The 14,164-nt window shown below is 44.3% G+C and carries 4 protein-coding genes; 2 read left to right on the top strand and 2 right to left on the bottom strand.

Annotated elements, in window-relative coordinates; all coding sequences use genetic code 11:
- Positions 1 to 26 precede the first annotated feature (26 nt).
- On the bottom strand, positions 27 to 1,148 hold the full coding sequence (locus HWQ38_RS35760) for a PepSY domain-containing protein (RefSeq protein WP_292803797.1): 1,122 nt from the start codon (positions 1,146 to 1,148) through the stop codon (positions 27 to 29).
- A 31-nt stretch (positions 1,149 to 1,179) separates the two neighbouring features.
- Positions 1,180 to 3,858 (bottom strand): TonB-dependent siderophore receptor, encoded by a 2,679-nt coding sequence (locus tag HWQ38_RS35755; RefSeq protein ID WP_292803794.1) that lies wholly within the window; start codon positions 3,856 to 3,858, stop codon positions 1,180 to 1,182.
- Positions 3,859 to 4,661: 803 nt separating this feature from the next.
- Here HWQ38_RS35755 and HWQ38_RS35750 point away from each other — a divergent pair.
- Positions 4,662 to 6,767, top strand: a complete 2,106-nt coding sequence (locus HWQ38_RS35750) for an acylase (protein WP_292803790.1) — start codon at positions 4,662 to 4,664, stop codon at positions 6,765 to 6,767.
- 703 nt (positions 6,768 to 7,470) lie between these two features.
- The gene (locus HWQ38_RS35745; protein ID WP_292803787.1) at positions 7,471 to 14,100 is read left to right on the top strand and encodes a non-ribosomal peptide synthetase; all 6,630 of its coding nucleotides are present in this window, start codon (positions 7,471 to 7,473) and stop codon (positions 14,098 to 14,100) included.
- Positions 14,101 to 14,164 lie beyond the last annotated feature (64 nt).

Below are 14,164 nucleotides of genomic sequence, written 5' to 3'. Positions count from 1 at the left end.
TATTTGAATTTGCTTCCCAATTCTTATTAGCAATTAAGATGCGTTCGCCCTGGTTTGCCCTGATAGCGGTAGCGATACATCACAAGGCTAGTGATGAACAAAATCAGTGGTGTAAGTCCAACGAAGACGTAGAGAATGCGCGTTGGTAATCCGCCAAAAGTACCAAAGTGCAATGGTGTAAAGGAGTCAAAAATTTGGTCGCCAAGAGATAGCTCCAATGTATTTTTTACTTGCACCAGATCACCTGTATACTGATCCAGCCATAAACGACTGCGACCAAAAGATTCTGCTTCATGGGGTAATTTCTTAGCTATATTAAAAGTTGCCTCTGGGGTCGTGGGCAAGATAATAAAAGTAGTCAGACCATCTGGTAGAGCCGCATCAGCTTTCTCGATAATCTGTCCAAGCTGCAATGGTGTCCGACTAGGCAAAGGTTGAGAAACGGGATCAGGTGGATTGGGAGTTAAGGTAAGTGCATAAATGATCGGTTGTGTGAGATGCTCGAAATTCCAACAGAATCCAGTAAAACCTGTTAATCCCAGGAAGATGGCTGCGATAATACCTATGACTTTATGAATATCAAAATTCACTCGCTTTGGATGTGCCTTCAACTTGATTTTGAAACCAGGTATCAGCTTTTTCCAACCAGGCCACAGCAATATCCCTGTAATACTGAGGAGGAATGAAAGTAGACCCACTATGCCTAGAATTAGCCCTCCGATTTCGCCAGCTAGGAGTTGCTCATGTAATTTTGTGATCAAAGTCCTGAAAGTGTGATCGCGGATGCGACTGCCCATAATCGCACCCGTATAGGGATTAACATTGACCTCTGTAATTTCTCCTTTAGGGGATCTGAGCAAAACTTGATGTGGGGCATTTGCTGCTAATGGGGTGCGAATCACAATAGCTTGAAACTCTGGCCGATCTTTATAAGCCGCCTCCACAGTATATAACTCTGACTCAATGGAAACACGTTGCCCTTGGGGAATTACCTGTCCAATCTGCTGAGAGAGTAGGAAGAGGTCGATTTCATCTGCAAACACCAGCAGACTACCTGTTAAGCCTACAATCACAAGTAGCAGTCCTACAGCTAGACCGATGTAACGGTGTAGCTGAAAAGCAATCTGACGTAATTTGAGTGACCTCATAGAAAATGCTCCCACACTATTCCTGATATGATCAGAACTCCCAGGAAACCGTTCCTTGTACCGTCAGGGGATCTCCTGGATAAACGCTGAGGTCACGTTGAGCTGATGCATAATAATCAATATCGAACAGATTTCTAATGTTGAGCGCTACTCGGAAATTATTTCGCTTATAAAAAACAGCAGCATCAGTGCGTAAATAGCTGGGTAACTCGAACGTATTTGCCAAGTCTCCCTGACGATCGCCAACGTAGTATAGTCCTAAACCAAACCCTAAACCCTGCAAGTCACCTTGAGAAATTTTATAGGTCGTCCACAAGGTAAAGGCGTGTTTCGGTACATTATTCAGGATGTTGCCAACAAGCTCAGAGTCGGTATCTTTTGTGACGCTAGCATCAGTGTAGGCATAGCCCCCAATAATGCTCAATCCGGGCAAAATTTCTCCACCAATATTTAGTTCAATTCCTTGACTTTTTTGCTCGCCTGTTTGAATGGAATAGCCAGGATTGTCTGGATCGTCAGTCAGCACGTTAGAACGAGTCAGATTGTAAAACGCTAGTGTTGCCGAGACTTTATCACTCAAATCTGTCTTGATACCTACCTCATATTGAGTGCCTTTTTCTGGCTGGAATAAACTTTTATCAAAGGTTGTACCAATAACTTGTTGAAATGAGCGGCTATAGCTGGCGTAGAGCGAAATTGCGGGGATGGGCTGATACACAATCCCAACGCGAGGACTGAAGGCTTCGTTTTGTTGAAAATCATTATTCGACGAGTCTATAAAGTCTTTATATGTTTGATTAACAATATCGAAACGACCGCCTAGCAGTAACTTGAGATTATTGAAGAGCGCGATTTGGTCTTGAAGATAAAAGCCTAACGAGTCCGATGTCGTTTCATCATTAGATGGGTCCCCAATAATTGCTCCTAGCGTCTGAGTATATACTGGGTTGAACAAATCAAGTGGCGCAATGGAACGATTAATTTGTTGACCCCCAGCAGCCTCCCTAGATAAACTAAAGCCAGCTACTATTTGGTGCTGAATGCTGCCCGTCTTAAACTTGCCAACAACGTAATTATCTAAAGAGTAAGTGTTATCGTAGCCTCCTGCTGGGAACGTTCTCACAGTTCTTGACAATAAGCGGCCATCATCTGACAGAGAGGTGGGAAGGATATATATCCGATTATTGGGGTAGGTCAAAAGCGAAGCTTGAAAAGCATTTCGCACTTGCCAATCTTCGCTAAAGCGATGCTCCAAATTATAACCAACTCGCAAGACATTACGGTTATCCCCTGACTCGGAGACATCAAAAGGTTCTCCAATATTGCGATTCCGGGGAATTTGACCATTCGGATTAGAAAGCACAGTCCCTCTAGCTGGCAAACCTGAATCATCTGGTTGCTGAGTTGCTAAGTATTCAGATTCAAATGATATCTTTGTATTCTGATCAATTTGCCACGTTAAGACGGGTGAAACAAAGTAACGCTGTCTTTCAAAAAAATCGACGAAACTTGCTGAAGTTTCCGCAGCTGCGTTCAGGCGATATAGCAGTTTTTTATCCGAAGTTAATGGCCCAGATAAGTCTAAAGAACTCCGATAAAAATCAAAACTGCCAACTGAAGCTTCCACTGAGTAGTAAGGCGAACTTAGGGGCTGTTTTGTGACTAAATTGACAGTGCCTCCGAGGGAACCTTGACCGTACAGAACCGAAGCAGGCCCTTTGAGAACTTCAATACGCTCTAGGTTGGCAGTCTCAGAAGGAATACGGCTACTTGTTCTTTCACTCAGACCATCCCTCAAAATAGCATCACTGTTAGGGGTAAAGCCTCGGATGATCGGTACATCGAATACATTACGGGTCGTAGCAGCCGGTTCTTGGATACCACTGACGTTTCTTAACGCATCACTGACGCGGGTTATCTGTTGTTCTTCAATCAACTGTCGAGGGATAACTTGAATCGACTGGGGAATATCGCGCAGAGGAGTGTCAGTCTTGGTAGGAGTTGAGGAATCTTCTACACGATATCCATCTTGTTCACCCGTCACTACCAATTCAATTGGCTCATCTGATGGTTTATTTGGCTGTGTCTGACTTGCTGGCTGATTTGGTTGAGGTGTTGGTTGTGCTGATGCTTGGCTAGAAGCAGCCGCACTCGCAACACTAAAAATCAACCCCTCATTCGGACTGTCAAACAACTCAACAGTTGGGACACCCGCTTCACCCGTCACTGTCACGCGGATAGTATTGGCATCAAAATTAGTGACTGTTATCCCAGTAATACCTGCAATTGGTTTGTCTGAGCGAAATGTAAATGCCTCGCCACCGGGTAAACGTAGTTGCGCGTTAGGAATATCAACAATAAAGCTATTAACTGCACTACGATTTGTGATTTGCAACTGTTCCCCAAGGGAAGTTTGTAAAATTACCTCGACACCTTTGTTAGTGGGATTAGCTTTAACTCCGGTAACTTGCACAATCTTTTGAGCCGGTGTTGTCGGTGTTGGTGTCTGCACAAGTATTTGGGCGTTGGGAATCGGACGTTCTATCTTAGGGATTTGCCGAATCTCTGCTGTCGATTTCACGGGCTGTACTCTGTTCGACAGAAATACTTGTTGAGAATAACTTGTGGTAGTACTATCTGGTGTTTGCTTTTGAAATTCCTTTGTTGATATTTCTTCGCTTCTAGTGGGATTTGTGCCGAATGCAACCATTGAACACGTCAGTAATATACTGGAAACAAGCCACTCTAACTTCATTATTTTTCTCTTCAGATCCATCAGACTGTAATTAATTGCGCGAACCCTTAGAAAATTATTGAAAACTATTTACAGTAATTTAGCAAGCCTATTGAAAATAATTAATCAAAAAATCATCCATCCAATTGTTGAGATTATCTTATTTATGGACTAGTGAGGAACTGCGTTGAACGGGTTCCCCATCGTAAGAGGTTAATCGCGGATTTGTCACAAAATGTAACAATAGCTGCTAAAATCATATACAGTAAGTATTTCAGCAGTTATAAAGTATGACCCCAGCAACAACTTTCCCATTTTTGAAAAAAGAATAAAGATACCGTTTTAGCTTTGATATTATTTGTCAACAAAGTGGTATCGTTAGATCAACTTAAATCTGCTTTGTCAAAGTCACTTGCGTGCAGCTTTGCCTTGTTACCGAAAAGGTTACTGGGGACTAGGAACTAGGTACTGGCCATTGGGGGGACATGGAGGACAAAAGGGAATTATTGAAAAATTCACTTTCTGATCTCTTCTCAATCCCCAATCCCTCACTGATGAATGGCACTAAGTTAAAATACAGCCCTTGCCCTGACTGGTTAAGAGCCTGGAGGCTCCGCGTCCTTTTTCTTGACCAGAGGTAGAACCTCTGGGAATACATTCCCAGCCTGGAGGCTAGGAATGAGGGAACACAAGCCTTTGGGCTTTTCTTAGTCCCATTTCCCTGACTGATCAATAGCTGTTTCAGTAACCAAGCGTTACATCTGTAGATGGTGGTGTTAATGAGAATTGATATTTTATTCAGGGTTTACAAAAGAAAATCAATACGCATTTTACCCTTAATACTCAGTTTGATACTGGTTTTGTTTGTAGGCAGCCGCACTATAGCGGTACCAACAAAATCCACAGAGATATTATGGGATAGCTATGGTGTGCCGCACATCTACGGAAAAGATGACCAGAGTACATTTTATGCCTTTGGTTGGGCACAAATGCAAAGTCATGGAGATTTGCTTTTGCGTCTCTATGGTCAAGCACGGGGACGCGCGGCCGAATATTGGGGAGAGAAATACCTGGATTCAGATCGTTGGGTACAGACTGTGGGAGTACCAGAACGCGCTCGTTCTTGGTACAAGGCACAGAGTCCAACTTTTCGCACTTATCTTGATGCTTTTGTTACTGGGATCAATGCTTATGCAAAACAAAATCCTAACTTAATTGATGATGAAGTTGAGGTGGTGCTACCAATCAAGGCAGAAGATGTCATGGCTCACTTACATCGGGTACTCAATTTCACCTTTGTGGTCAATCCTGAGCAAGTATTAGACCTGAGCAAAGAAAAGTTGCAAGCAGGATCTAATGGTTGGGCGATCGCACCAACTCATTCTGCTAGTGGTAAGGCAATGCTGTTGGCAAACCCCCACTTACCTTGGTCAGATTTATTTTTGTGGTATGAAGCCCAAATCACCGCACCAGAAATTGATGCTTATGGAGCAACACTTGTTGGTATTCCCGTATTAGCGATCGCATTTAACAACAACTTAGGTTGGACTCACACCGTTAATACCTATGATGGTTGGGATGCTTATAAACTCACACTCGCAGGTAATGGGTACCGCTTTGATGACAAAGTTCGTAACTTCCAGAACAAAACCCTCTCCTTAAAGGTGAAGCAGAAAGATGGCTCCTTGCAAGAGCAACCATTAGTAGTGAAAAGTTCTGTCCACGGGCCTGTAATCGTCGAGAAAAATGGTAAAACCGTAGCGCTGAGAGTTGCAGGTCTTGACCGACCAGGTGTACTCCAGCAGTGGTGGGATATGGCACGAGCAAAAAACCTTGCCGAGTTTGAAAAGACACTCCAGCGCTTGCAATTGCCAATGTTTACGGTGATGTATGCCGATAGAGAAGGGCATATTATGCACCTATTCAACGGTCAAGTTCCAGTGCGCTCCTTTGGTGACTTTAAATATTGGGAAGGCATCATCCCAGGAAATATATCTAAAACCTTGTGGACAAAAATTCATCCTTACCAAGATTTACCGCGCATAGTTGACCCCAAGAGTGGCTGGTTGCAAAATACAAATGACCCACCTTGGACAACTACATTTCCAGCCGCCATTAAAGCAGATAATTACCCGCCTTACATGGCACCTCATTTGATGAGTTTCCGCTCCCAACGTTCTGTAAGGATGTTGGCTGAAGATAAAAAAATCTCTTTCGATAAAATGGTTGCAGACAAGTACTCTACCCGTATGGAACTGGCTGATCGGATTTTGGATGATTTAATTCCGGCTGCACGCAAGTACGGTGAGAACTTAGGGCAGCAAGCAGCTAATGTCTTAGAAACCTGGGATCGGCAAGCCAATGCAGATAGTCGCGGGGCGGTATTATTTGCCTTTTGGGTACAACAGATGGACTTAGATAAGATGTTTAGTAAACCCTGGAATGAAAAATCTCCACGCACCACACCCGATGGTTTAGCTAATCCTGAAAGCGCAGTTGCAACTCTGCAAGCAGTCGCAGCCCAGGTACAAAAGACTTATGGGGCGCTTGATGTACCGTGGGGCAAGGTTTTTCGGCTACGGTTGGGTGATGTGGATTTATCTGCTAATGGTGGGGATGGCAAGCTGGGAATTTTTCGTGTACTCAATTTTGCCCCAGGGGAAAAGCAAACGTTCCAAGCCGTTGGAGGCGATTCCTATGTGGCTGCAATTGAATTTTCCAACCCTATACGGGCAATGGCACTCACCAGCTATGGTAATGCAACTCAACCTGGATCGCCCCACATTAGCGACCAGTTACAGATGTTGGCCAACAAAAAATTGCGTCCTGTGTGGCGCGATCGCTCAGATATTCTTGCCCATCTAGAAGAACGTAAAATATTCTGAGCTTCGTCTAGTTGAGAAATATAGCAACGGACATTCATCAAAAACTCCACCCACTCAAGGGAATGGAGTTTTTGGGCATGGGGAAGAAGTTACCAATGCCCTATGCCCCAGGGTTGGGGGGAGCAACCTCGACCACCCACGAGGGGATGGAGTTTCCCGCCGCTTTCAATGAATTGCCCCTACAGCGTGTAGTTTTGCGTAAGTCCTATATATATGTAAACTCGGTAAAATACTCGCAAATGATAATTAATACCTATCATTAATTGCTTGTCAAATGCAACTTATTCCTATTAGAGTGACATATATGAGCTAATTAAGAATTATTTGCAAAGTTAATGAAAAAGTTGGATTACCATATATATGTCAGGTGGGTAGGCGTAGCCTAACCCAGGTCTTACCCTGAGCCTGCGCCGAAGGGCATCGCCAAAAAGTAGTTGAGAAATCTAGCCCAAAGCCTTGAAAGGCATACCTGCTATTTTGGCTTTTCTGCCAATGGGTAAGTCCTATATAAAGTCTCCTGAAATGATGGTGAATACTTCTAGAGAATTGACTCACTGAAAATATTGATAGTTTACAGAGACGCAAAGATGGGGAGATTATGAACCACAGAGATTTGATTCTTGCCATTCGCCGGATCAGTCTCAAGATTTAAATATGGTTTAAATTTTGTTTACGTGCAGCTTAAAGATGCTTAAGGCAGAAAATGACTAAAATTTTCAATAGCATACAAGAAATTCCTCAACACTATGCGACTGTCGTTGATCTTCTGCGCGATCGCGCATTGCAACCGGACAAACAAGCATTTACCTTTCTCGAAGATGGAGAAACCCAAGAAGCAACATTCACCTACTATGAGTTGGATCGGCGTTCTAGAGCGATCGCATCTCAACTCCAAGCCCTTGATTTAAGTGGTAAACGCGCCATACTGCTCTATCCTCCTGGATTGGATTACTTGAGTGCTTTTTTTGGTTGTCTCTACGCTGGGGTAGTAGCGGTTCCAGCTTATCCGCCTCAAAATCAACGCAAAATACCCAGACTACAGGCTATTAGCACAGATACACAAGCAAGGGTCGCTCTCACCACAACAGCAATACTGCCCACATTACAATCAATATTTGTTCAAAAAACCAACCTGGGAAATTTAGACTGGCTGACTACCGACAACTTGACACAAGGTATAGAAGATTCTTGGCAACAACCTGTAATCAATGCAGATACCTTAGCCTTTCTGCAATACACGTCAGGTTCAACAGGAACACCAAAGGGAGTCATGCTCAGTCATGGCAATCTGCTGCACAATGCCGCCGTGACTTACCAGTTGATGGAACATTCACCTGAGAGCCAGTTTGTTTCTTGGCTTCCTGTATATCATGACATGGGACTGATTGGTGGAATTTTGCAACCCTTGTATGGTGGTTTTCATTGCGTCTTCATGTCTCCAGCATCTTTTTTGCAAAGTCCATACCGTTGGTTGCAAGCAATTTCTCGCTACAAAGGCACCACGAGCGGTGGCCCCAACTTTGCTTATGAACTATGTATTCAAAGAATTACCCAACAACAAAAAGAAGCGCTTGATTTAAGTAGTTGGAGTGTGGCTTTTAATGGCGCTGAACCAGTCCGGCAGGATACTGTAGAGCGATTTGCCGCAGCCTTTGCTGAGTGTGGCTTTCGTCGTGAAGCCTTTTACCCCTGTTATGGTATGGCAGAAGCAACTTTAATAGTTTCTGGTGGAGTCAAAAAAGCTTTACCTGATATCATAACTATAGAAAAATCTGCTCTCTCAAACAACCAGGTAATAGAAGCTAGTGCTGAGAGTGAACATACCCAGACCTTTGTCAGTTGTGGTCAAGTCGTACCTTTACAACAGATAGCGATCGTCAATCCTGAAACATTAACTCGTTGTCAAGCTAATGAAGTAGGAGAAATTTGGGGATCAGGGCCTAGTATTGGTCAGGGTTATTGGAATCGTCCTCAAGAGACAGAGCAAACATTCCACGCTTACCTCAAAGACATACAGGAAGGTCCATTTCTACGTACTGGTGACTTGGGCTTTTTGCACAATCAAGAACTCTTCATCACAGGTCGAGCCAAAGACTTAATCATTATCCGAGGTCGCAACCTCTACCCACAAGATATAGAGTTAACTACAGAACGTAGCCATTCATCATTACGTTCAGGTAGCGGTGCAGCCTTCTCGGTCGAAGTTGGCAATGAAGAACGACTGGTTGTAGTTCAAGAGTTAGAGTTTCGCGCTAAACCAAATCTTGAGGAAGTCATTGCAGCAATTCGTCAGGCAGTTGCCGAAGAACATGAAGTACAAGTCTATGCAGTGATTCTAATTAAACCAGGTAGTCTTCCGAAAACTTCGAGTGGCAAAATTCAACGCCGTGCAACAAAAGCCGATTTTCTCGCAGATCAACTGAAAATCGTTGGCAGCAGTATTCAGAAAAGTATTGATATTGATATAGATGGAAACGAGAATCGGTTGCAGCGCGAAGCTCTGTTAGCGATCGCTCCCCAAGAGTCTCAGCCGCTATTAGAGTCTTATCTTCAAGAACAGATAGCGCGAGCGTTTGCAATCCTACCAGATGAAATCAACCCTCAACAGCCATTAAGCTCCTTGGGACTCGATTCTCTAAAAGTTTTCCAGTTAAAAAACCGAATTGAAACTGACTTGGAAGTTACCATATCCGTAGCTGACTTTTTTGAAGGATTGAGTTTGCGATCGCTCTCCACCAAGATACTCGCTCAAATCACAGCAGAGGCTTTCACCCCCTCAGAATCTCTTAGTCAAATCCAGCAAGCCGGAATTTATCCCCTATCTCTTGGCCAGCAACGATTATGGTTCCTCGACCGATTGGAACCAGGGAATCCAGCTTACAATATTTCCTTAGCTGTGAATCTTAAAGGTAAGCTTGACGTTCCCTTATTAGAACAAAGTTTAAACGAAATTATCCGGCGACATGAAACTCTTAGAACCACCTTTACCACAGTTAACGGAGAACCGATGCAAATTATTGCTCCTTCTCTAAAATTATCTTTATCAGTAATAGATCATCAAAAAAATATTGAATCACAGGGCGATGCCGCAGTTCGCCAACTCTTGACTCAAGAGAGCCAACGACCTTTTGACCTAACGCAGGGGCCATTGTTACGTACTCAACTTTTGCGGCTAGCAAACCAAGAGCATATTTTTTTGCTTGAGATGCACCACATAATCTCTGATGGCTGGTCTGCTGAGGTATTTTTACAAGAGATAGCATTACTGTACAAAGGATTCTTAACCAGAAGTTCTTCACCTCTGCCGTCAGTCTCTATCCAATACAAAGACTTTGCACACTGGCAGCGACAATGGTTAGAAGGGGAAATTCTGCAAAATCAACTCTCTTATTGGAAGCAACAACTTGAGGGTATGCCACCCGCATTACAACTACCCACTGACCGACCACGGCCGGCGGTGCAAACTTCACACGGCGCTCAACAATCTATCGAGTTGTCCGAAGCAGTCATTAAGCAACTGAAGATGATCGCTCGTCAACAGGGTATAACTTTATTCATGTTGCTATTGGCAGCATTTCAGACTTTTCTCTACCGTTATACAGGACAAGATGATATTGCGATCGGAACACCGATCGCTAACCGTAATCGTGAAGAAGTGAAAGGGTTAATTGGCTTTTTTGTCAATACCTTAGTGTTACGTGCAGATATGAGCGGCAACCCGACTTTTGACGAGTTGCTGACGCGGGTAAAAAAGGTAGCTGTAGAAGCCTATACACATCAAGATTTGCCCTTTGACCAACTGGTAGAAGTAGTGCAACCAGAGCGGGATATGAGTCGTACACCGCTATTTCAAGTCATGTTCAATGTCCAGGATTACTCGCAGTTACCAGAAATGCCTGGTTTGGCATTGAGCCTGTTAAAAATAGAAACCGAAACAGCACAGTTTGATTTGAGCCTGTCTATTGAGATTACAGAGCAAGGAGTGGCGGCATCATATTATTACAATACTGACCTCTTTGATGCTGTCACCATTACCCGAATGCTCAGGCATTTTCAGAATTTGCTCTCAGGCATTGCGGCTAATCCTCAAGCTCGGCTATCCGACTTACCACTTTTGAGCGCAGCAGATCGTCAGGATTTACTAGAACTTAGTCGCAATCAATCCCTAATTCCTTCCCAATCCGAACAATGCATTCATCAACTGTTTGAGTCACAGGTAGAGCAAACACCAGATGCGATCGCAGTGGTATTTCAAAACCAGCATTTAACCTACAGAGAATTAAATCAGCAGGCGAATCGACTAGCACACCACCTCAAAACCCGCAAAGTCGGGCCAGAAGTTTTAGTTGGAATCTGCATAGAGCGCTCTTTAGAGATGGTGATTGGACTCTTGGCGATCCTCAAAGCCGGAGGAGCTTATGTACCTTTAGATCCGGCCTATCCAAAAGAACGTCTGGCTTTAATCTTGAGAGATGCTCAGGTGTCAGTCCTTGTGACTCAGCAATCACTGCTGGCTGTTCTGCCGGCGCTGGAGTCACAAGTCGTGTGCGTTGATACAGACAAGAGCACGATCGCCCAAGAAAGTCAGGAAAATCTTCTCAATCAGACGCAACTAGAAAACCTTGTCTACATTATTTACACCTCTGGTTCGACGGGAACTCCCAAGGGCGTGACGATTCAGCATCGCTCTTTAGCCAGCTATGCCAAAATTGCCTGTTTAGAGTATGGACTACAAGCAAGCGATGCTGTTGGCGGAGCGTCTCGTAGAGAAGGCGGGCAAAGCGATCGCGTGCTGCAATTCGCTTCCATCAGCTTTGATGCTGCTGCTGAAGAAATCTTTCCCTGTCTAATCTGCGGTGCTGCTCTCATCCTGCGTACAGATGAGATGCTAAGTTCGATACCTCGATTTTTACAGCAGTGTCGTGATTGGGGGGTAACTGTCCTTGATTTACCTACCGCCTTTTGGCATCAAGTTACCTCTGAATTAGCAACAGCAAATTTGGCACTTCCCGATTCCTTGCGATTGGTGATTATTGGCGGGGAAAGAGCCGACAGAAAACACCTGACAACGTGGCAGCAGCAAGTTGGTCAACGAGTCCGCCTTGTCAACACCTACGGTCCTACAGAAACAACAATTGTGGCTACATTCTGTGACTTATCAGGATCGACAGCCGAGGAAGTGCCGATTGGCAAACCCATTCCCCAAGTCCAAACTTATGTCCTCGACCCTTCTCTACAACTCGTGCCTGTAGGAACTCCTGGCGAATTGTATATTGGAGGTGTCGGTGTTGCTCGAGGCTACCTCAACCGACCAGACTTAACAGCAGAAAAGTTTATTCCTAACCCCTACAGTTCAAAATCTGGGGAGCGTCTTTACAAGACAGGTGACTTAGTTCGCTACCTAAGTGATGGCAACCTCGAATTTATCGGACGCATTGATCATCAAGTCAAGATTCGGGGTTTCCGCATTGAATTAGGAGAAATAGAAGCCTTACTGAATCAACACCCAGGTGTTCGAGAAGCCGTGGTCGTTGCTCACAGCGATTGCTCAGTCCATCAGCGCTTGATTGCTTATGTCGTTGGGCAATATCAGCCGGAAACAGTAGAAGCCTTAGACACTCAGCAAACCTTGCAGTGGCAAACTGTCTTTGATAGCCTCTATAAAAAGTTTGATGCCACTCAACATTCCGGCTTCTATATCAAAGGTTGGGAAAGCAGCTACACAGGGGCATCTATTCCAGACGAAGAAGTGCGCGAGTGGATGGAGCAAACCACCGGTCGCATCTTGGCTTTGCAGCCTAATCGGGTTTTAGAAATCGGTTGTGGAGGTAGCGGCCTGATGCTTTTGAGTATTGCCCCTCATTGCCAGCAGTACTGGGCAACAGACCCTTCACAAAATGCCCTGCAAGTTCTCCAACAGCAGTTGGACACTCTAGAGCAGCCATTAGCAGGAGTCACACTCAGCCAGAGAAGCGCTTTAGATTTTGAAGATGTGGCAGAGAATAGCTTTGATACGGTGTTAATTGTCTCTGTGGCTCAGTACTTCCCAAGCATTGACTATTTGCTACAGGTTCTGGAAAAGGCAGTCAATGCTGTAGAACCAGGTGGCTTCATTTTTCTAGGAGATGTTCGCAGTCTCCCCTTATTGGAAGCATTCCACGCCTCAGTTCAACTTTATCGGGCATCAGAAACTCTCTCAAAAGAAACCTTGCAACAGCGTGTGCAAAAACAGTTGTTTGGGGAAAAACAATTAGTCATCGATCCCGCTTTCTTTACTGCCCTCAAACAGCATCTACCTAAAATTAGTCATGTTGATATTTTGCTAGAGCGTGGTTGTTCCCAGAATGAATTAACCAAATTCCGTTATGATGTGATTCTGCATGTGGACGATAAAGCAGCTCCGACAACGGAAATCACCTGGCTCGATTGGAACAAAGAAGATTTAACCCTATCCTCAGTCCGGCGCATCTTAGGAGAAACTGCGCCCCAATTTTTAGGTCTTACGGGTGTACCGAATGCCCGTGCGATCGCAGACCTTCAGCTCGTGCAGTGGTTGGCAAATAGTGGGGCAACAGAAACTGTAGGCGAGATCAAGCAGGTTTTAAGCTTTCTTGAAAATCAAGGCGTAGAGCCAGAAGTCTTCTGGGCATTAGAAAAAGACTTCCCTTACTCAGTCCAAATTACTTGGTCAGGTAATGGTGCAGGCGATCGCTATGACGTGATCTTCAAGCGCTCTACACCGAATGCTGCTCGATGTTTCTGTTTGCCTGCTGCTGTACCTCCTTCGTCCCGTCTTTGGCACGATTACGCTAACACTCCTTGGCAAGGAAGTTTAGCGCGTGAACGAGTACCTCAACTCCGAGATTTCCTCAGAGAAAAACTACCTGAATACATGGTGCCAACGGCTTTTATATTCTTAAACGCGCTCCCTTTAACCCCCAATGGCAAAGTCAATCGTCGCGTCTTACCGTTGCCAGAAAGTTACTCTACCCAAAAAAACCTTTATGTGGCTCCCGAAACAGAGCTACAGCAGACCATTGCTAGTACGTGGCAAACAGTACTCAGTATCGAGAAAGTTAGTATTAACGATAACTTCTTCGATCTGGGCGGACATTCTTTACTGATCTCTCAGGTAAACGCGCAACTACGAGAAAAATTACAACGCGATATCTCAGTGGTAGAAATGTTTCAATATCCTAGTATCAGTTTGTTGGCGAAACACCTTAGTCAAGAACAGCAAGAACAACATTCCTTTAAAGAGATTCATCATCGATCTGAAAAACAGAAATTGGCTCTAAACCGACAAAAGCAAACTCATAAGTCACGTAAATAAGTAGAAAGGCACGATATCAACAGCAAAAATTGGCTATCAGCAGACAAAATAAATCGGCATTAAG

Source organism: Nostoc sp. NMS7 (genome assembly GCF_017115085.1).
Lineage (GTDB): Bacteria > Cyanobacteriota > Cyanobacteriia > Cyanobacteriales > Nostocaceae > Nostoc.
This window is presented reverse-complemented; position numbering and strand designations above follow the sequence as displayed.